Source organism: Pseudomonas sp. 43mfcvi1.1 (assembly GCF_900115935.1).
Lineage (GTDB): Bacteria > Pseudomonadota > Gammaproteobacteria > Pseudomonadales > Pseudomonadaceae > Aquipseudomonas > Aquipseudomonas bijieensis.
Genome location: NZ_UETT01000018.1, coordinates 33,944 through 53,457 on the forward strand (window position 1 = coordinate 33,944; position 19,514 = coordinate 53,457).

Annotated in this window: 16 protein-coding genes; 5 read left to right on the forward strand and 11 right to left on the reverse strand. The window is 62.3% G+C overall.

What is annotated here, in order from left to right; translation table 11 throughout:
* Positions 1 to 247 precede the first annotated feature (247 nt).
* Entirely contained in the window at positions 248 to 1,987 is a 1,740-nt protein-coding gene (locus DTP52_RS27105) for a dipeptidase (protein WP_109756114.1), read from the forward strand.
* 143 nt (positions 1,988 to 2,130) lie between these two features.
* Here DTP52_RS27105 and DTP52_RS27110 read toward each other — a convergent pair whose 3' ends face one another.
* Positions 2,131 to 2,358 carry a DUF3079 domain-containing protein gene (locus tag DTP52_RS27110; RefSeq protein ID WP_028237016.1) on the reverse strand — a complete coding sequence of 76 codons (228 nt, stop codon included), beginning with the start codon at positions 2,356 to 2,358 and terminating at the stop codon, positions 2,131 to 2,133.
* A gap of 203 nt (positions 2,359 to 2,561) precedes the next feature.
* Here DTP52_RS27110 and DTP52_RS27115 point away from each other — a divergent pair, with 203 nt between their 5' ends.
* The 4 genes from DTP52_RS27115 to DTP52_RS27130 are packed head-to-tail and all read left to right on the forward strand — an operon-like array spanning position 2,562 to position 5,689.
* Positions 2,562 to 3,092, forward strand: coding sequence for an iron transporter (locus tag DTP52_RS27115; RefSeq protein ID WP_109756115.1), 531 nt, complete (start codon positions 2,562 to 2,564; stop codon positions 3,090 to 3,092).
* 2 nt (positions 3,093 to 3,094) lie between these two features.
* Positions 3,095 to 3,457, forward strand: a complete 363-nt coding sequence (locus DTP52_RS27120; protein ID WP_109756116.1) for a cupredoxin domain-containing protein — start codon at positions 3,095 to 3,097, stop codon at positions 3,455 to 3,457.
* 22 nt (positions 3,458 to 3,479) lie between these two features.
* Positions 3,480 to 4,334, forward strand: coding sequence for an FTR1 family protein (locus DTP52_RS27125; RefSeq protein ID WP_109756117.1), 855 nt, complete (start codon positions 3,480 to 3,482; stop codon positions 4,332 to 4,334).
* Positions 4,322 to 5,689 (forward strand): 4Fe-4S binding protein, encoded by a 1,368-nt coding sequence (locus DTP52_RS27130; protein WP_109756118.1) that lies wholly within the window; start codon positions 4,322 to 4,324, stop codon positions 5,687 to 5,689. The genes DTP52_RS27125 and DTP52_RS27130 overlap by 13 nt, the downstream gene beginning before the upstream one ends.
* Before the next feature lie 165 nt (positions 5,690 to 5,854).
* On the opposite strand, the gene DTP52_RS27135 is transcribed toward DTP52_RS27130, so the two are convergent.
* The 10 genes from DTP52_RS27135 to DTP52_RS27185 form a co-directional block, all read right to left on the reverse strand.
* Positions 5,855 to 7,474, reverse strand: coding sequence for a methyl-accepting chemotaxis protein (locus tag DTP52_RS27135; RefSeq protein WP_109756119.1), 1,620 nt, complete (start codon positions 7,472 to 7,474; stop codon positions 5,855 to 5,857).
* A gap of 112 nt (positions 7,475 to 7,586) precedes the next feature.
* A complete protein-coding gene (locus tag DTP52_RS27140) occupies positions 7,587 to 8,282 on the reverse strand; it encodes an anaerobic ribonucleoside-triphosphate reductase activating protein (RefSeq protein ID WP_232199924.1) in 696 nt (231 codons plus the stop codon).
* The gene (nrdD, locus tag DTP52_RS27145; protein ID WP_109756121.1) at positions 8,279 to 8,440 is read right to left on the reverse strand and encodes an anaerobic ribonucleoside-triphosphate reductase; all 162 of its coding nucleotides are present in this window, start codon (positions 8,438 to 8,440) and stop codon (positions 8,279 to 8,281) included. Before nrdD ends, DTP52_RS27140 begins: the two co-directional genes overlap by 4 nt.
* Before the next feature lie 31 nt (positions 8,441 to 8,471).
* Positions 8,472 to 10,487 carry a ribonucleoside triphosphate reductase gene (locus DTP52_RS27150; protein WP_109756122.1) on the reverse strand — a complete coding sequence of 672 codons (2,016 nt, stop codon included), beginning with the start codon at positions 10,485 to 10,487 and terminating at the stop codon, positions 8,472 to 8,474.
* Between the two features lie 271 nt (positions 10,488 to 10,758).
* Complete coding sequence (moaA, locus tag DTP52_RS27160) at positions 10,759 to 11,751, reverse strand: GTP 3',8-cyclase MoaA (RefSeq protein ID WP_109756123.1); 993 nt, start codon at positions 11,749 to 11,751, stop codon at positions 10,759 to 10,761.
* A 25-nt stretch (positions 11,752 to 11,776) separates the two neighbouring features.
* Positions 11,777 to 12,745: a peptidylprolyl isomerase gene (locus tag DTP52_RS27165; RefSeq protein WP_109756124.1), complete on the reverse strand. Its 969-nt coding sequence runs from the start codon at positions 12,743 to 12,745 to the stop codon at positions 11,777 to 11,779.
* 10 nt (positions 12,746 to 12,755) lie between these two features.
* Positions 12,756 to 13,436 (reverse strand): respiratory nitrate reductase subunit gamma, encoded by a 681-nt coding sequence (gene narI, locus DTP52_RS27170; RefSeq protein ID WP_109756125.1) that lies wholly within the window; start codon positions 13,434 to 13,436, stop codon positions 12,756 to 12,758.
* Positions 13,429 to 14,184: a nitrate reductase molybdenum cofactor assembly chaperone gene (gene narJ / locus DTP52_RS27175; protein WP_109756126.1), complete on the reverse strand. Its 756-nt coding sequence runs from the start codon at positions 14,182 to 14,184 to the stop codon at positions 13,429 to 13,431. The genes narI and narJ overlap by 8 nt, the downstream gene beginning before the upstream one ends.
* Positions 14,185 to 14,186: 2 nt before the next feature.
* Positions 14,187 to 15,725 carry a nitrate reductase subunit beta gene (gene narH / locus DTP52_RS27180; RefSeq protein WP_030137649.1) on the reverse strand — a complete coding sequence of 513 codons (1,539 nt, stop codon included), beginning with the start codon at positions 15,723 to 15,725 and terminating at the stop codon, positions 14,187 to 14,189.
* Between the two features lies 1 nt (position 15,726).
* A complete protein-coding gene (locus tag DTP52_RS27185; protein WP_109756127.1) occupies positions 15,727 to 19,500 on the reverse strand; it encodes a nitrate reductase subunit alpha in 3,774 nt (1,257 codons plus the stop codon).
* Positions 19,501 to 19,514 lie beyond the last annotated feature (14 nt).

Sequence of the window (19,514 nt, forward strand, 5' to 3'; positions counted from 1 at the left end):
CTTGTAGAGAGACTGACCGGACCACCGTCATCGCGAGCAGGCTCGCTCCCACAGGTCCAACATTCAACTCAGACCAGATAGGTGCCAGCTCTCCCACACTGTTTTTCATTTCTGCGCCGTTTTTGCCTCACTGTGCGACAGATTCCCCCGCAAGACTCCCCTACCCCGCACTCGCCTGTTAGGTTGTAAATGTTTGTGTCACAAATCAGACACTTAACCCCTACAGCCTGCAAAGGAATGCCCAGCAATGGACTTCTCGCTCAAACACCTGGCCATGGCCACCCTGATGCTGTCCAGCCTCGCATCGATGACCACGCCGGCCTTCGCCAACATCACCGCCCAACAAAGCGCGGCCATCGTCAAAACCTTCTCTGACACCTCAGTCACGGATTTCCGGCAGTTCCTGGCAAGCGTGGCCAAGAGCGACCTGGCCAAGACCGCCAACCTCGGCCCGGCCATCGATGCCTTCGTCGCTAACAAAACCCTTTCGGCGGAACAGCAGAACGAAATCCATCGCCTGCTGGGCCTCTATGCCCGAGTGAAGTACGGCAACGCAGCCACCGAGACGCTGAAGGAACTGGTCGCCATCCCGACCTTTCGCAAGGACGGCGTAGCCCAGCACGAGAACCCGGAGTTCCTCAAGATCGCCGCCAAGATCAAAAGCCTGGCCGAGTCTTTCAACCTGAACTTCCGCAACATCGACAACCGCGTCTATGAGATTTCCCTCGACGGCAGCGGCGACGAAGTCGTGGGCATCCACGCCCATGCCGATGTGGTGCCGGTGACGCCGGAAAACTGGGTGCTCAAGGACGGCACCCGTCTCGATCCGTTCAAGGTCACCCTGGTGGGCGACCGCATGTATGGCCGCGGCACCGAGGATGACAAGAACGGTATCGTCGTGGCGCTCTACGCCATGAAAATCATCAAGGAAGAGCAACTGCCGCTGGCGCGCAATTTCAAGCTGCTGGTCGACACCACCGAGGAAACCACTGGTGACGCGATCCCCTATTACTTCGAACGCAACCCGACGCCCAGCTACAACCTGGCGCTGGATGGCGGCTACCCCGTGATCATTGCCGAGAAAGGCTACGGTACCGTCATGGCGAACTTCACCCGGCGTGCCGCACAGGGCAAGGGAGCAGAAATTACCGCGCTGACGGGCGGTCTGGCGACCAATCAGATTCCGTCGACCTCCGTTGCCACCTTCGCCAGCGACAAGCCCGCCGAACTGGCCGCCAGCCTGCTCAAAGCCGCGACCGACTATGCCAAGCGTAACGGTGGCAACTTCGAAGTGAGCACCCAGGTCGTCGGCAAGGACGTCAAGCTGACCTTCACCGGCGTTTCCGCGCACTCCTCCGAACCCGAATCCGGCGTCAACCCGGTGGCGAGGATGCTGGACTTCATCAACAGCCTCGACGGCAAGGTCGCACTCAAGCACAACCACATCACCGACGCCGCTCGCTACGCCGCCGACAACTGGGGCCTGGACTACCTGGGTAGCAAACTGGGGATTGGCTTTTCCGATGCCTTCATGGGCCCGCTGACCGCGTCCCTGACCTACGTTGGCATGGATGAAAAAACCTTCAAGCTGGCGGTCAACCTGCGAGTGCCAGTCGGCAAGACCCCCGAGGCCCTCAAGACTGAAATTGCCGACAAGCTGGCCGCCTGGAGCAAGAAGTCCCACGTTGCGGTGGCCTTCGACTGTTCCGTTGACGCGCCGATGTACCGCAACCCCGAGGGTGAATGGGTCAAGGCCCTGTTGGCCGTCGCCACTGAGAATCTCGGCATGGAACACAAATACGGCACCTCCGCTGGCGCCACATCGGTCCACGACTTGCCCAACGGCGTGCAGTTCGGCCTGGCGATGCCCGACGTCAAGTACACCGGCCACAACGACAACGAGTTCAAGACGGTCGAGCAGTTCCTGTTGGACTTGCAGATCGTGACTGAGATGATGGGACGGATCGGGCAGTTGCCGAAGCTCTGATCGGCCCAGCACGGGACCGTTATCAAGGTCTGTTGGTTTTCATTGTGGCGAGGGGATTTATCCCCGTTGGGCTGCGCAGCAGCCCCAGAATGTTGCGGTCGCTGCGCAACCGAGCGGGAAAGTCCCCTCGCCACAGCTTTATTTCATTCCTTTAGGTGGGTTGCGCTTGGGTCAATGACCTTGGCGGTAATGTCCACCAGCTCCAGCCCCCAATCCCCATGCAGGTACCAGTCCTCCCCGATCATCTCGGCCGGGTGCATCGTGCGATCGGCACCGTTGCCACAGGCCAGCGCACTGGTCGGACAGTAACGATCACAGCCCCAGCAAATGCGCTCGGGATGTTTGGGACTGATGGGAAAAGGCTTTGCCATGACGACCCCTTTTGACCGATGGGTGTACCCGCACCCTAGCGCGTCGGGGCCCTGCCTCCCTTGATCCCGATCAAGAACAGCCGCACGGCAGCGAACCGACGTTCGCCGATCAAAAATTCGCGCTGAAAATTGACAAGAATCATTATTATTCGCAGCAAAGCTTCCTAGACTCGGCCATCTCTAACGTCGTCCAGGAAGTCACCATGCGTACCCTTGCTCCGCTGTCTCTCGCCCTGCTGTTTCTCGCACCGCTGGCCCAGGCCAAGGAATACCCCATCGGCGAACCGCAAATGTGCCCGGGGCTGGAGGTCGGTGCGGTGTATCTGCAGCCGATTGAAATGGCACCGGCCGGGATGATGCGGGCCACGGCCGATTCCGACGTCCACCTGGAAGCCGACATCCGCGCCACGGCGGACAACAAGCAGGGCTTCCAGGAAGGCAGTTTCGTGCCCTATCTCAATGTGTCGTTCCAACTGAAGAAACAAGGCAACGACACCGAGCTCAAGGGTGACTTCCACGCCATGGTCGCCAACGACGGGCCGCACTATGGCGACAACGTCAAACTGCTCGGCCCTGGCAAATATCAACTGACCTTCACCGTCCTGCCACCTGGCGGCCACGGCTCCCTCGGTCGTCATACCGACAAGGAAACCGGCGTGGCACCCTGGTTCGACCGCTGCGAACTGCATTACGAATTCGTCTACGCCGGGATCGGTAAAAAAGGCGGGTACTGAGCATGGGCCGCTCCTCCTGCCCCCGGCACATCGCGGCTCATCGACGCCTGGCCTGGTTGACGCTGGCCGGCTTGATGCTGCCCTCGATCGCCCATGCCGAACTGCCGACCTACGAGTTGAGCATCCGCGACGGGCATTTCACGCCGCCGCAACTGGAAGTGCCAGCCGGGCAACGCTTCAAGATCGTGCTGAAGAACGTCGGCCAGGGCCCGGCGGAGTTCGAAAGCACGCCATTGCGCGTAGAGAAAGTGCTCTCGCCCGGCGTCACCACCTTCGTGGTGATCCACCCGCTGCGCCCGGGGCACTATCCGTTTTTCGATGAATTCAATCCGCAACTGCCCGAGGGCGGGATTCTCGCCCGGTAATCGGCCAGCAAGAGGCATTTGCATGACTCAATCGATGTTTATTGTCTGGCGCGAAAGCGTCGAGGCGTTGTTGGTGATCGGGATTCTCCAGACCTGGGTCAGCCGGCAGCAACAAGCCAGCCAACTGCTGCGCTATGTATGGACCGGCGCGGCGCTGGGCTTGCTGCTTTCCGGCGTGCTGGCCGGGCTGATCCTGCTGGCCGGCGAAGCCATGAGCGGTACCGCCAATGAATGGTTCCAGGCGTCGTTGGCCCTGGTCGCCAGCCTGCTGATCGTGCAGATGGTAGGCTGGATGCACCGGAACGCGCGGACGCTCAAGCATGACTTGACGCGCCACGCCGACCAGCGCCTGAGCCGCCAGGGCGGCCTCGGGCTGTTGCTGCTGGCGTTACTCGCCGTGAGCCGCGAAGGCAGTGAAACCGTGGTTTTCCTGTACGGTGCCGGCGCGCGCCTGCAAGGGCCGCAACTGGGCCTGTTCGCCGTCGGTGCGCTGGCCGGGCTGGTACTGTCGTTGCTGACCGTCTCCTTGTTGCACAGCAGTCGCCGGTTCATCTCATGGCCGCGGTTCTTTGCCATCAGCGAAGCGATCCTGCTGCTGTTGGGCGCGGCGTTGCTGGTCAGTGGTATCGAGCGGGTCGGCGGGCAACTGCTTGCGATGGATTGGCCCGAGGCGGTGTATCGCGGCATTGGCGACGCATTGTGGGACAGCAGCGCGATACTCGACGACGGTCATGGTTTCGGTGGGTTCCTGGCGGATTTCACCGGCTATCGAGCCAGCCCGAGCGCGATGACACTGCTGGTGTGGCTGGGCTATTGGGGCTTAGTCGCGGGCTGGCTGCGCCCACGCAAGGCGGAAAACCTGCCATGCCCGACCTGAACCCCTGGCTCCAGCGCCTGGGCGACGGCATGCGGCGCCACGGTGCAACCATTCGTGTCGTGCAATGGGCGGTGGTGCTGTTCTACGCGGTGCTGCTGATGATACCGGCCCTGCTGCCACTGCCCAGTAGCCAGGCGCGCCTGTTCGACAACCTGACGTTGCTGGCACAGTTTCTGTTCTGGGGCCTGTGGTGGCCGTTCGTGTTGCTGTCGATCGTGCTGTTCGGTCGCCTCTGGTGCGGCGTGCTGTGCCCGGAAGGCGCCCTGAGCGAATGGGCCAGCCATTACGGCAAGGGCCTCGGGGTGCCGCGCGGGTTACGCTGGGCCGGCTGGCCGACCCTGGCGTTCTGCCTGACCACGGTCTACGGCCAGTTGATCAGCGTGTACGACTATGCCCAGGCGGCGCTGCTGATCCTGGGTGGCTCGACCGTTGCCGCGGTGATCGTCGGCCTGTTGTTCGCCCGGGGCAAGCGGGTGTGGTGCCGTTACTTGTGCCCGGTCAGCGGTGTCTTTTCCCTGCTGGCTCGCTTGGCGCCGGTGCACTTCCAGGTGGACGAACAACGCTGGCTGGAGAACCCGCCGCCGCGTCGCCCTCCTCCCAATTGCGCACCGCTGCTGGACATCCGTCGCCTGCGCGGCGCCGCCGATTGCCACGCCTGTGGTCGCTGCAGCGGCCAGCGCGACGCGGTGCGGCTGATTGCCCGCTCCAGCAGCGAGGAAATCCTTCATTCGACGGCTAACACGCTTTCAGCCTGGGATGCTCGCTTGCTGCTGTTCGGTGTGATCGGCCTGGCCATGGGCGCCTTCCAGTGGACCGTCAGCCCTTGGTTCATTGACTTCAAGCAGAGCCTGGCCCAGTGGCTGGTCAGTCACGATTGGCTGTGGGCACTCCAGGACAACGCACCTTGGTGGCTGCTGACGCACTATCCGCAGCTCAATGACAGCTTCAGCTGGCTCGATGGTTTTTGCATTGTTGCGTACCTGGGCACGAGTGCGCTGCTGATAGGCACTTCGCTGATGCTGCTGATGCGTCTGGCGGCGCGACTCACGGGTGACAGCGCACAATATTGGCCCTTGGCCATCACCCTGACGCCCCTCGGCGGTGCAGGGTTGTTCCTCGGCTTGTCGGCCACCACGGTCAAACTCCTGCGCTATGAAGGACTGCTGCTGGAGTGGGTACAACCGGCACGGGCCGGGTTGCTGGTAGCGGCCATAGCCTGGAGTTTGTGGCTGGGCTATAGGCGTCTGGAACAAACAACCGCATCACCCGTCCGGCGACTGCTCGCCATGGCCTGCCTGGTATCGGCCAGCGGCCTGGTGGGCTATGGCTGGTGGCTGCAATTCTGGGGATGGTGATCACGGCTCCAACATCTGGATTTCTGTGGAGCGAGCCTGCTCGCGATGATGCCGGCACATCCAACATCACCACAAGCTGACCCAACGCCATCGCGAGCAGGCTCGTTCCCACAGGGGATATCAGGTGTACGCGATTGCCGCGCACACCTGCCCCGCGATGGTCACCTACACCTTGAACCGCGCCACCGTCTCATGCAGTGACCCGGCCATCTGCGCCAAGTCCTGGCCCGCCGTATCGGTATGCCGGGCGCCCAGCATGACCTGCTCGGACAGGTTGCGAATACCCATCAGGTTACGATCCACCTCTCGCGCCACCAGGGCCTGCTGTTCGGTGGCACTGGCGATCATCAGGTTGCGCTCGTTGATCTGCGAGATCGAGCGGGCGATTTCGTCCAGGGCATCGCCGGAACGCTGGGCGACTTGCAGCGTGACCTGCACCAGCTCGCTGTTGCTTTGCATGGAGCTCACCGCGTGCCCGCTGTCCAGGCGGATGTTGCCGATCATGCCCTCGATTTCCCGAGTCGAATCCTGGGTCCGATGAGCCAACGCGCGGACTTCATCGGCCACCACCGCAAAGCCACGCCCGGCATCGCCGGCACGGGCCGCTTCGATGGCGGCATTCAGGGCCAGAAGATTGGTCTGCTCGGCGATGCTGCGGATCACATCCAGCACCGAACTGATGTCCTGGACCCGTCCGGCCAGTTGCTGGATTCGCCCGGAACTGTCCGTGACACCTTCGGCCAGCGCGGTAATGGAAACGACCGTTTCCTGGACCTGTTCACGACCGCGCTGGGCAGTTTGCTCGGATACTCGCGAAGCTTCACTGGTGCTCACGGCATTGCGCGCCACTTCATCCACCGCCGCGGTCATCTGGTTCACGGCCGCGGCAGCCTGTTCGATTTCCTGGCCTTGCAACTGCAAGGTGCTGCTGGTCTGGCTGCTCACGGCGCTCAGCTCCTCGGAGGAACTGGCCACTCGATCCACCGAGGCCGCGATATGCCGGACCATGCTGTTGAGACTCTGCTGCATGTCGTGCATGTTGCTCATCACGCTGTCATTGGCGCCGACACCCACGGGTACGCGGATCGTCAGGTCACCCTGGGCGATATGGCTGAGCACCCGCGCCGCGTCATCGGGCTCACCGCCCAGGGGACGGGTCACGCTGCGGGTCACCAGGATCGCGACAGTACTCACCAGGGCCAGGCAAGCCAGCACCATCGCCAGCATGTTGCGTCGCGCATCGTTGTAGCGCGCCTGTGCCTGGTGCTCACGCTCGACGAAGAGCTTGCCCTGCATCGCCATGATCCCTTCGAGACTCTTGTACACCTCGCGCTCCGCCGGGATCACTCCTTGCTTGAGCTGCGTCATCGCCTCCTCCGTCGCGCCCTGGCGGATCAACGCCTGCACCTGGACGAACGCCGCCACATAGGCCTCGCGACGTTTCTTCAGTTCGGCATACGCGGCCTTGCCTTCGGGCTGATCGAACAGCGGCTCCAGCGTGGCGAAGGCCTGGGTAATCCGTTGCCGGGTGGCGTCGATGGATTGCTGGACCTGCGCATTGTTCTTGTCGATCAGCAAGTCCCGGGTATTCCTGGCGTTATCGCGCACGCCCGTGGCGATCACCATGATCGGATCGATCTTCGGCCAATCCCGCCTGACGACCTGCTCGGCCTGGTCGCGCAACATCGCCAGGTCGCTCAAGGCGTAGAACGTCAAGGCGATCAAGGCCAGCGGTGCGATGGCGAAACCGAGCACGATACGTCGGGCGGTGGTGAGTCTGGTCATGTCAAATGCTCCCTGTTCAACTACCTGCCGGCTGGCAGCGCATTTGAAAACCTTGAAAAAAGAAGGGCCCGGTCATCCCGGGCCGCTGTCGGTCGCTCATTCCCGCGCTCGGTCAACTGCGTAACACGAACGAAGGAAACATCTCGCGCAGCGCGGCCCACAGTTCAGGCTGCAAGCGGTGTGCCGAGACGCTGGAAAGATGCGGATCGAGCATCCGCGCGGTACGTACCAGCTGCACGGCAAACCGTGTGACGCCCCGTTCGCTCAAGCGCCGGGCGAGGGTCAACAGGCGCTCGGGGTCGAACAGGTGCCAGTGCACGGTGGTGCGACATTCGTAATCCACGCCGCTGGCCAGCAGATGGTCAAGGCTGCGCCAGTTGGCGGCGCCGCTGCCTTCGACCCGGGTCACGTCCAGGGCATCTTCGGGCAAGGCCTTGATGTCGAACCCCACCCAATCGGCTTGCCCGACCACTTTGGCGAAGGCCGCCGGCTTGATGCCGGCGCTGTGCAGGCCGATGCGAAAGCCCATCTGCCGCACTTCCTCCATGGCTGGCGCCAAGCCGTCCTGCAAGGTCGGCTCGCCACCGCTGAACACCACGGCGTCGAGCAGATCCTGACGGCGTTGCAGGAACGCCAGCACCCGGCACCAATCCACCTCCTCGCTGCCGCGCGGCGGGATCAGTTGCGGGTTATGGCAGTAACGACAACGCCAGGCACAGCCCTGGCAAAACAGGACGCACGCCAGTTGGCCCGGATAATCGAGGGTGGTCAGGGGCACCATGCCCCCGACCCGTAGCACTCGACTCATGGACGCCCGGCCGCGCGTTCGGTGAAGTGCACCCGCTCGCGGTGCTCGGATTGCTTGCCCGGGTTGAAGGCCGCCACCGGGCGGTGATAACCCATCACTCGGGTCCAGACTTCGCAACGTTGACGCTGTGCCTGCGGAAGAGATTGTGATGCGCTCATGGATGAAGCTCCTTGCGGTCGATGGATCGGGTCAGTGAACGCTGCCCTGGCGCTGTTGTTGCAGCAGCAAGGCCTCGTCGCATTTGGGGCAAAACTCGTGTTCGCCGGCCAGGTAGCCGTGCACCGGGCAGATAGAAAAGGTCGGCGTGATGGTCAGGTACGGCAGGCGGAAGCGCCCCAGGGCCTTGCGCACCAATTGCTTGCAGGCCTGCGTGGAGGAAATCTGCTCGGCCATGTACAGGTGCAACACGGTGCCGCCGGTGTATTTGCATTGCAGTTCGTCCTGCAGCTCCAGGGCTTCGAACGGATCCTCGGTGAAGCCCACCGGCAGTTGCGATGAGTTGGTGTAGTACGGTGCGAGCGGGCTGCCGGCCTGCAGGATGTCGGGGTAGCGCTTGAGGTCTTCCTTGGCGAAGCGGTACGTGGTGCCCTCGGCAGGCGTGGCTTCCAGGTTGTAGAGGTGGCCGGTTTCTTCCTGGAAACGCAGCAGCGTGGCCCGTACGTGATCCAGCAGCTTCAGGGCGAATTCCCGGCCTTGTTCGGTGTGCAGGCCTTGCTGGTCATCGGTGAAATTGCGCAGCATTTCGTGCAGGCCATTCACACCGATGGTGGAGAAGTGATTGCGCAACGTGCCCAGGTAACGCTTGGTGTAGGGGTACAAACCGGCATCCATGTGATGCTGGATAACCTTGCGCTTGACCTCCAGGCTCTCTTTCGCCAATTCCATCAGGGCATCGATGCGTTGCAGCAATGCGCTGGTATTGCCTTTGTACAGGTAGCCCAGACGGGCACAGTTGATCGTCACCACGCCCAGGGAACCGGTCTGTTCCGCCGAGCCGAACAGGCCACCGCCGCGCTTGAGCAGCTCGCGCACGTCCAGTTGCAAGCGACAGCACATCGAGCGCACCTGGTTGGGTTGCATGTCCGAGTTGAGGAAGTTCTGGAAATACGGCAGGCCGTAGCGGGCGGTCATTTCGAACAGGCGGTCGGCGTTCTCGCTGTCCCAGGGGAAGTCATGGGTGATGTTGTAGGTCGGGATCGGGAAAGTGAACACCCGGCCTTTCGCATCGCCGGCCTGCATCACTTCGATGTAGGCGCGGTTGATCAGCTCCATTTCCGCTTGCAAGTCACCGTAGGCGAACGGCATTTCTTCGCCGCCAATCACCGGGATCTGTTCGCGCAGGTCCTGTGGGCAGACCCAGTCGAACGTCAGGTTGGTGAACGGGGTTTGCGTGCCCCAGCGCGACGGCACGTTGAGGTTGTAGATGAACTCCTGCAGCGATTGGCGGACCTCGTCGTAGCTGAGTTGGTCCTTGCGCACATAGGGCGCCAGGTAGGTGTCGAATGAGCTGAACGCCTGGGCGCCGGCCCATTCGTTTTGCAGGGTGCCGAGGAAATTCACCATCTGCCCCAGGGCACTGCTCAGATGCTTGGGCGGCCCGGCCTCGACCCGCCCTGGCACGCCGTTGAGGCCTTCGTGCAACAGGGTGCGCAAGGACCAGCCGGCACAGTAGCCGGCGAGCATGTCCAGGTCGTGGATATGCAGGTCAGCCTCGCGATGCGCCTCACCGATGGCTTGGCTATAAACTTCGTCGAGCCAGTAGTTGGCGGTGACCTTGCCCGATACGTTGAGGATCAGCCCGCCGAGGGAATAGCCCTGGTTGGCGTTGGCCTGAACGCGCCAGTCTTCGCGATCCAGGTATTCGTTCATCGACGTGGCGACTTCCACCAACGTACGGCGATCCCGACGCAGGCGTCCGTGTTGCTCGCGATAGACGATGTAGGCCCGCATGGAGAGAAAGTAACCGGCGTCCATCAGCACTCGCTCGACCCGGTCCTGGATCTGCTCGACGTTCAACCGCGCCTGCCCTTCCAACCGCGCCAACACCGCCTTGAGCAACCCCTCGGCTTCGGCTTCGGCGTACTCGCCCGTGGCCTTGCCCGCAGCGATCAGCGCCTGGCGGATCTTGTCCGCGTCAAAGGCAACCACACTGCCATCGCGCTTGTGCAAGCGGTTACATCCTACTGTGATCAACGTGCTCTGCATTTTGGCTCCAGACACTACATATAGGCTTTTTGAATTCTATAGACACAACATGCAGTGGAGAGTACGGCCAAAAGCCTGGGTTGCAATTGATCGATGTCAAGAATCGAGGGTGGGTCCGCAGGAAGTGCTGCCGCCCCTGCTGCCGCCATCGCGAGCAGGCTCGCTCCCACAGGGGATTTTCGGGGTACGCAGAAATTGCAGTCGCCTGAAAACCAATGTGGGAGCGAGCCTGCTCGCGATGGCGGCGGTACATTCACAGTTGCGGCGAGGCTCAGCCCCCACTCATGTTCATGAACCGCACGATCTGCACTTCCCCACCCGGATTGAAGTCATGGCGCAGTGGCTTGCCGCGCAGCGCCTGCTGCACTGCCTGGATCACCGGTTGGTCTTCCAGCGGATAACGCCGCAGCAAGCCGCGCAGGTCGAGGGAATCCTCTTGTCCCAGGCACAACAGCAAGCGCCCTTCGACAGTCATGCGGACACGGTTGCAACTGGCACAGAAGTTATGGGTGTTGGGTGAAATGAACCCGATCCGAGTATCCGGATGACGCTCCAGGCGCACATAGCGCGCCGGTCCGCCACTGCTCTCGGCGCTGTCGAGCAGGCGATGATGCCGGGCAATCTCGGCCCGGACCTCATCGCTGGAACAGAACGACTCGCCCCGGGAACGCCCGACCTCTCCCAAGGGCATTTCCTCGATGAAGCTGATGTCGATGCGTTGATCGATGGCGTACTGCACCAGCGCCGGGATTTCATCGAAGTTGCGCCCTTTCATCACCACGCAGTTGAGTTTGATCCGTTCGAACCCGGCCACCTTCGCCGCTTCAATGCCAGCCAGCACCTGGTCCAGGTTGCCGTTGCGGGTGATCGCCCGAAAGCGTTCACCGTCCAGGCTGTCTAGGCTGATGTTCATGCGCTTGACCCCAGCCTCGACCAGCGGCTGGGCCAATCGCCCCAGCTGCGAGCCGTTGCTGGTCATCACCAGTTCCCGCAGGCCGGGCAATGCCGCAATATCGCGACACAGCCCGACGATGCCTGGACGGATCAGCGGCTCGCCACCGGTCAGGCGGATTTTCTTCACCCCCAGGCCGACGAACAGCCGCGCCAGGCGCTGCAACTCCTCCAGGGTCAACACTTGCTGACGCGGCAGGAAGGTCATGTTTTTCGCCATGCAATACACACAACGAAAATCACAACGATCGGTCACCGACATCCGCAAATAATCGATCTGGCGCCCAAACCCGTCCTGCAACACCGCGTTCATGAAGATCTCCCGATTGAGCCAGTGCTCACTGCACCAGCGGCGAGTCGGCGCCCTGAAGGTGAATGCCGCGAATATCCGCCGCACCGATCAGGGTTTGCAGATACTGCACCAGCGCCCTTTGCCAAACGCCCTGCTGCAACTGGGTACGAATCGCCGTCGCCACCGCCTCATAGGGCAACGGCTGGCCATCGATGCGCTGGTCGATGCTGATCACGTGCCAGCCGTAGCGACTTTCCAGCGGTTTGCTGGCCAGGCCCGCCGGCAGGGTGAACAACTGCCGCTCCAGCTCAGGCACGGTCTGGCCCTTGCTGATCTGCCCCAGCGAGCCACCCTGCTTCTTGGACGGACAGGCCGAATACTTCAGCGCCAGCTCGGCGAAACTGCCGGGGAACTGGTCCAGCCGTTCCAGCAGCAGCTCGGCCTGTACATGGGCCAGGCTGCGGGCCTCGGCATCGTCCGGGGCACATTCGAGCAGGATGTGCCGCACCGCCAGCAGCGGTGCGCTGTGAAACCGCGCCCGGTTGCTTTCGTAATAACGCAGGCAGGTGGCCTCGTCGCACTGCGGCACCTGCACCTCACGCTCGAGCAACAACCGCGTGGCTGCCTCTTCTTCGTTTTCACCGGCACCGACCTGCAACGCCAGGCCCAGTTCGGCGATACGTTGCTGGAGCAATTCGCGGATCACCAGGGCCCGTGCCGCCTGGTAGACCGCCTCTTCGCGACTGTCAGCCGGGTGATATTGCAGCTCCTGGGCCATCGCCTGCGGGGTGATCGACACCCCATTGACGCTGATGATCGGCCACTCCTGCTCACTGCTGGCAATCAACTGCGGCGCGTCATCCTCCGCCACCGGCCCAACCTGGGCCGGCTCGAACTGCACCGTCCCCGCCGGTTCGGTATCGACAACCGGCGCGATCACCGCTGCCGCTTTTGCCGAGGAACCGCAACCACCACTACCGCCGCCACCACCGCCACATCCGCATCCACTCGCCATGATCTTCTCCTCAAAACTTCTGCCGAACGATTTGATAACGACGTCCCAGGTACCAGACCGGCGCGCTGACGATATGGACCAGACGGGTGAACGGGAACAACACGAACAGGGTCAGGCCCAGCACCACATGGAGCTTGTAGATCAGGCTCACCGGTGCGATCGAGGTAGCGGCTTCAACCGGACGCAACAGCACAGTGTTCTGAGCCCAGTCGGCCAGCATCACCATCACCGAACCGTCCATGTGCGCGGTCGAGGCGACGATGGTCATCAGCCCCAGCACCAGTTGCACCAGCAACACCACCAACACCAGGATGTCCGAGGCATTGGACGTGGCACGCACCCGTGGGTCGGTCAGGCGACGGTTGAGCAGCATCACCAGGCCGATCAGGCCCAGCACGCCGAAGAAACCGCCGGAGACCATCGCCAACAACTGCTTGTTCTCGGTGCTCAGCACATGGTGGTAAATCGCCGATGGCGTCAGCAGCCCGACAAAGTGCCCGGCCAGCACGAACAGCACACCGATGTGGAACAGGTTGCTGGCTACGCGCATGCCGCGCTTGTTGAGCATCTGGCTCGAACCGGCCTTCCAGGTGTACTGGGACAGGTCGAACCGCGCCCAGCTACCGATCAGGCAAATCGCCAGGGCGATATAGGGGTAGACCCCGAACAACAACAGATCCCATTTAGACATTGCCCACCTCCCCGGCTGGCGCTGCGGCCAGCCCTTCATGCTGAAAATCCACCCAGTGCAGCGGTACCGCACTTTCGTCCCGCGCCTTGCCCGGCGCGCTTGGCATCGAGCTGCAACGGTCTTGCTGCTCGGCCTTCATGAAATCCACTGCCTCTTCTTCCCAGACCCTGTCCAGGGCTTCGAGGGAGTCGTCCCGTGGCTCGGCCTTGACCTGCTCACGCAGTTCGGCGACCGCGCCCTGGGGTTCGGCCCCGGAGATCTGCAACAAGGCCCGGAAGCAACTGGCGTAGGCGCTTTCACGCTCTTCCAGGCGCGCCGCGAGCAAGGCCAGCAGGTGTGCTACATCGGCCAGGCCCTCGCGGGCCTCAATGTCTTCGCGGGTGGAGAGATACTCCAGGTACAGCGGGATGTAGTCGGGCAGTTCCTTGACGCCGATGGCGAAACCGGCTTCTTCGTACTGGGCCATCATGTCGACCATGGCCTGGCCGCGGTCGCGGGACTCGCCGTGCACGTGTTCGAACAGCAGCAGCGAGAGCGAACGGCCGCGGCCGAACAGCGCACCGTAGTGCTCCTGGCCGTCCATCAGGTCCTTGCCGCAGATCACCTCGAGCAATTCGAACAACCCGGCGCGCTGGTTGGGACTGATTTCCCGTGCCTGGAGAATCGCTTGTTCCAGCTCATCCCGACCGGCCACCAGGGTCTCGGTCGGGTAATCGAGCAGCAACGAAATCACCTTGAGAATGCGCATGCTCATTCCTCCCACAACTGCACGGTTTTGATCACGTCGCGGCGGTTGGCCTTCTTGCCACCGAACATGTTGGTGTCGGAGCTGCCGCTGCAACCGCTGCCAAAGCTGAAACCGCAGCCGGAGCGCTCGGCGAACGCATCGCTCATGGCGTCTTCGCGGTGAGCGCTTGGCACGACGAAACGGTCTTCGTAGTTGGCAATCGCCAGGTAGCGGTACATCTCTTCCACCTGGTTCACGCTCAAGCCAACGTCGGCCAGCACTTGCAGATCCTGCACGCCGTCGACCTGCTCGGAACGCTTGTAGGCACGCATCGCCAGCAGGCGCTTGAGGGCATGCTTGACCGGTTTCTCATCACCGGCGGTGAGCATGTTCGCCAGGTAACGCAGCGGAATGCGCAGGCTGTCGACATCCGGGATCACCCCGTTCATGCCCACGGTGCCAGCCGCAGCGGCGTTCTGGATTGGCGAAAGTGGCGGCACGTACCAGACCATTGGCAAGGTGCGGTATTCCGGGTGCAGCGGCAGTGCGAGTTTCCAGTCCACGGCCATTTTGTAGACCGGCGAGCGTTGCGCCGAATCGATGACCGACTGCGGCACGCCATCGGCCAGGGCCTGGCGAATCACCGCCGGGTCGTTCGGGTCGAGGAAGATCTCCAGTTGTTTCTCGTACAAGTCCTGCTCATTGGCAGTGCTCGCCACTTCACTGATGCGATCGGCGTCATACAGCAGCACGCCGAGGTAACGGATGCGGCCAACGCAGGTTTCAGCGCAGACGGTCGGCATACCCGCTTCAATGCGCGGGTAGCAGAAGATGCATTTTTCCGACTTGCCGCTCTTCCAGTTGAAGTAGATCTTCTTGTACGGGCAGCCGCTGATGCACATGCGCCAGCCGCGGCATTTTTCCTGGTCGATCAGGACGATGCCGTCCTCCTCGCGCTTGTAGATCGCCCCGCTTGGGCAGGACGCCGCGCACGCCGGGTTCAGGCAGTGCTCGCACAGGCGCGGCAGGTACATCATGAAGGTGTTTTCGTACTCGCCGTAGATGTCCGCCTGGATCTTGTCGAAGTTCTTGTCCTTGCGCCGCTTGGCGAATTCGGTGCCGAGGATTTCCTCCCAGTTCGGACCCCACTCGATCTTCTCCATGCGCTTGCCGGACACTACCGAACGTGGTCGCGCGGTAGGCTGGTGCTCGCCCAGCGGTGCGGTGTGCAGGTGCTGGTAGTCGAAGTCGAACGGTTCGTAGTAGTCGTCCAGGCTCGGCAGGTCCGGGTTGGCGAAGATGTTCGCCAGCACGCGGAACTTGCCGCCGATGCGCGGGTTGATCGAACCGTCCGCGTTACGGATCCAGCCGCCCTTCCACTTGTCCTGGTTTTCCCACTCCTTGGGATAGCCGATGCCCGGCTTGGATTCGACGTTGTTGAACCAGGCGTATTCCATGCCTTCGCGACTGGTCCAGACGTTCTTGCAGGTAATCGAGCAAGTGTGGCAGCCGATGCATTTGTCCAGGTTCAGGACCATGCCGATTTGTGAGCGAATCTTCATCTCAGTTCTCCTCGATATCAGTCGGCAGTGGACGCGGCAGATCATCGCCACTGGAACCGTCGAGCCAATCGACCTTGGCCATCTTGCGCACCACGACGAATTCGTCGCGGTTGCAACCGACCGTGCCGTAATAGTTGAAGCCGTAGGCCTGTTGGGCGTAGCCGCCAATCATGTGGGTGGGCTTGAGCACCACGCGGGTCACCGAGTTGTGGTGGCCGCCACGGGTCTTGGTGGTTTCCGACCCCGGCACGTTCACGATGCGTTCCTGGGCGTGATACATCATCACCATGCCTTCCTTGACCCGCTGGCTGACCACCGCCCGGGCGGTCAATGCGCCGTTGACGTTGAAGCACTCGATCCAGTCGTTGTCCTCGATGCCGGCGCGCTTGGCGTCGATTTCCGAGAGCCAGACAATCGGGCCGCCACGGCTGAGGGTGAGCATCAGCAGGTTGTCGCTGTAGGTACTGTGGATACCCCACTTCTGGTGCGGAGTGATCCAGTTCAGGACGATCTCGGTCTGGCCATTGCTGCGCTTGCCTTTCACGCCAGCGATGGTGCGGGTGTTGACCGGCGGCCGATAACTCATCAGCTGCTCGCCGAACGCCTGCATCCACGGGTGATCCTGGTAGAACTGCTGGCGACCGGTGATAGTCCGCCATGGGATCGATTCATGGACGTTGGTGTAGCCGGCGTTGTAGCTCACGTGGTCGTCTTCCAGGCCGGACCAGGTCGGGCTGGAAATGATCTTGCGTGGCTGGGCCTGGATGTCACGGAAGCGAATCGCCTCGTGCTCCTTGGACACCGCCAGGTGGCTGTGGTCGATGCCGGTGAATTCCGACAGCGCCGCCCAGGCTTTCACCGCGACATGGCCGTTGGTTTCCGGGGCCAGGGACAGGATGACTTCGGCAGCGTCGATGGCACTGTCGATTTTTGGCCGCCCTTGGCTGATGCCCGCTTCGACTTCCTTATGGTTCAGCTCACCGAGGAACTTCACTTCGGTGTCGGTGTTCCAGTTGATGCCCTTGCCGCCGTTGCCGAGTTTTTCCAGCATCGGGCCCAGGGAAGTGAACTGCTTGTAGATGTTCGGGTAGTCGCGCTCCACCACCTGCAGGTTCGGTGCGTTCTTGCCCGGTACCGGCGCCACACCGGCGCTTTTCCAGTCAGTGCCACCAAACGGCTGGGCCAGTTCGCCGACGCTGTCGTGCATCAACGGCACGGTAACCAAGTCTTTTTCCACACCCAGATGGCCGACCGACATGGCGGAAAACGCCTTGGCGATGCCCTTGTAGATTTCCCAGTCCGAACGCGATTCCCAGGCCGGATCGATGGCGGCCGAGAGTGGGTGAATGAACGGGTGCATGTCCGAGGTGTTCATGTCGTCTTTTTCGTACCAGGTGGCGGTCGGCAAGACGATGTCGGAATACACGCAGGTCGAGGACATGCGGAAGTCCAGGGTGGTTACCAAATCGAGCTTGCCAATGGCGCCCTCGTCGACCCATTCGGCTTCAGCAGGCTTGCAGTCGCCGACCTGGCCGATGTCTTCGTTCATCACGCCGTTCTTGGTGCCCAACAGGTACTTGAGCATGTACTCGTGGCCTTTGCCCGAGGAACCCAGCAGGTTCGAACGCCAGATGAACATGTTGCGCGGGAAGTTCACCGGACTGTCCGGTTGCTCGCAGGCAAAGCGCAGGGAACCGTCCTGCAGCGACTTGACCACGTAGTCCTTGGGCTCCAGGCCCGCGGCGGCGGCATCCCGGCAGATGTGCAGCGGGTTGGTGTTGAGCTGCGGCGCACTGGGCAACCAGCCGGCGCGTTCGGCGCGGATGTTGTAGTCCAGGGCGTGCTCAGGGAACTGCGACTTGTCGGCCAGGGGCGAGAGCACATCGTGCATGCTCATCTTCTCGTGGCGCCATTGCGAACTGTGACCATAGAAGAAGCTGGTGCCGTTCATCTGCCGTGACGGACGGTTCCAGTCCAGGCCGAAGGCCAGGGGCAGCCAGCCGCATTGCGGACGGAGTTTTTCCTGGCCGACATAGTGGGCCCAGCCGCCGCCGGTCTGGCCAACGCAACCGCAGAGCATGAGCATGTTGATCAGCCCGCGATAGTTCATGTCCATGTGGTACCAGTGGTTCATCGCCGCACCGACGATGATCATCGAGCGTCCACGGGTCTTGTCGGCGTTGTCGGCGAACTCGCGGGCGATCTGGATCGCCTTCTCGCGGCTCACGCCGGTGATCTGCTCCTGCCAGGCCGGGGTGCCGGGCACCGAGGCGTCGTTATAGTCCTTGGCAACGTTGGCGCCGCCCAGGCCACGGTCGATGGCCAGGTTGGCCGCCGAGAGGTCGAATACGGTGGCGACTTTCGCCACGCTGCCATCGGCCAGCACCACGCTGTGCACCGGCACCCGACGGAACTGCACCGCTTCACCGGCCACATGCTGGAAGTGCTCCTGGGCTTCACCGGCGAAGTATGGGAACGCCACCTCGGCGACGTCGCCGCCGATCAGGCTCAGCTTGAGGTCGATCTCACGCCCCTCGCCACCTTCACGGGGCAGGATGTTCCACTTGCCCTTCTCACCCCAGCGATAGCCGATGGAGCCTTGGGGCGAAACCAGTTCGCCGGCGGCATCCAGGGCGATGGTTTTCCATTCCGGGTTGTTTTCCTGGCCGAGGTTGTCGGTCAGGTCGCTGGCCCGCAGGAAACGGTCCGGCTGGTAACCGGCACCGGGCGCCACGCCGAGCATCGGCTTGAGCATCACCAGCACCGGCAGGTCGGTGTAGCGCTTGGCGTATTCGGTGAAATAGGCGCTCGGCTTGTCCAGGTGGAATTCTTTGAAGATCACATGGTTGAAGGCCTGGGCCAGGGCGGCGTCGGTGCCCTGCTTGGGGTTGAGCCACAGGTCGGTGAGCTTGGCGACTTCCGAATAGTCCGGGGTGATCGCCACGGTCTTGGTGCCCTTGTAGCGCACCTCGGTGAAGAAGTGAGCGTCAGGGGTACGGGTTTGCGGGACGTTGGAGCCCCAGGCAATGATGTAGTTGGAGTTGTACCAGTCGGCCGATTCCGGCACGTCGGTCTGCTCGCCCCAGACCATGGGCGAGGCTGGTGGCAAGTCGCAATACCAGTCATAGAAGCTCAGGCACACGCCACCGATCAGCGACAGGTAACGCGAGCCGGCGGCATAGCTGACCATCGACATGGCCGGGATCGGCGAGAAGCCCACAACCCGGTCCGGGCCGTGCTCCTTGACGGTGTAGACGTTGGCGGCGGCGATGATCTCGTTGACTTCTTCCCAGTTGGAACGGATGAAGCCACCCATGCCGCGCTTGCTCTTGTACGAGTCGGCCTTGGCTTTGTTCTCGACGATGCTGGCCCAGGCTTCCACTGGCGCCAGGGTCTGCCGGGCTTCGCGCCACAACTTGAGCAGTGGCTTGCGGATCTTCGGGTACTTGAGCCGGTTGGCGCTGTAGATGTACCAGCTGTAGCTCGCGCCGCGAGGGCAACCGCGTGGCTCGTGGTTGGGCAGGTCGTTACGAGTGCGCGGGTAGTCGGTCTGCTGGGTTTCCCAAGTGATCAGGCCGTTCTTGACGTAGATCTTCCACGAGCACGAGCCGGTGCAGTTCACCCCGTGGGTGGAACGCACGATCTTGTCGTACTGCCAGCGGGAGCGGTAGACGTTCTCCCAGTCCCGGGACTCCTTGCGGGTCTCGCCGTGACCATCGGAAAACTCGCCTTGCTTGCGGTTGAAAAACCGCAGTTGATCCAATAAATGACTCACAGTGTGTTCCTCTC

Excerpts from the sequence above, each read along its gene's own strand:
- DTP52_RS27105 (WP_109756114.1), top strand. The coding sequence starts at position 248 with ATGGACTTCTCGCTCAAACACCTGGCCATGGCCACCCTGATGCTGTCC.
- DTP52_RS27110 (WP_028237016.1), bottom strand. The coding sequence starts at position 2,358 with ATGGCAAAGCCTTTTCCCATCAGTCCCAAACATCCCGAGCGCATTTGC.
- DTP52_RS27115 (WP_109756115.1), top strand. The coding sequence starts at position 2,562 with ATGCGTACCCTTGCTCCGCTGTCTCTCGCCCTGCTGTTTCTCGCACCG.
- DTP52_RS27120 (WP_109756116.1), top strand. The coding sequence starts at position 3,095 with ATGGGCCGCTCCTCCTGCCCCCGGCACATCGCGGCTCATCGACGCCTG.
- DTP52_RS27125 (WP_109756117.1), top strand. The coding sequence starts at position 3,480 with ATGACTCAATCGATGTTTATTGTCTGGCGCGAAAGCGTCGAGGCGTTG.
- DTP52_RS27130 (WP_109756118.1), top strand. The coding sequence starts at position 4,322 with ATGCCCGACCTGAACCCCTGGCTCCAGCGCCTGGGCGACGGCATGCGG.
- DTP52_RS27135 (WP_109756119.1), bottom strand. The coding sequence starts at position 7,474 with ATGACCAGACTCACCACCGCCCGACGTATCGTGCTCGGTTTCGCCATC.
- DTP52_RS27140 (WP_232199924.1), bottom strand. The coding sequence starts at position 8,282 with ATGAGTCGAGTGCTACGGGTCGGGGGCATGGTGCCCCTGACCACCCTC.
- nrdD (WP_109756121.1), bottom strand. The coding sequence starts at position 8,440 with ATGAGCGCATCACAATCTCTTCCGCAGGCACAGCGTCAACGTTGCGAA.
- DTP52_RS27150 (WP_109756122.1), bottom strand. The coding sequence starts at position 10,487 with ATGCAGAGCACGTTGATCACAGTAGGATGTAACCGCTTGCACAAGCGC.
- moaA (WP_109756123.1), bottom strand. The coding sequence starts at position 11,751 with ATGAACGCGGTGTTGCAGGACGGGTTTGGGCGCCAGATCGATTATTTG.
- DTP52_RS27165 (WP_109756124.1), bottom strand. The coding sequence starts at position 12,745 with ATGGCGAGTGGATGCGGATGTGGCGGTGGTGGCGGCGGTAGTGGTGGT.
- narI (WP_109756125.1), bottom strand. The coding sequence starts at position 13,436 with ATGTCTAAATGGGATCTGTTGTTGTTCGGGGTCTACCCCTATATCGCC.
- narJ (WP_109756126.1), bottom strand. The coding sequence starts at position 14,184 with ATGCGCATTCTCAAGGTGATTTCGTTGCTGCTCGATTACCCGACCGAG.
- narH (WP_030137649.1), bottom strand. The coding sequence starts at position 15,725 with ATGAAGATTCGCTCACAAATCGGCATGGTCCTGAACCTGGACAAATGC.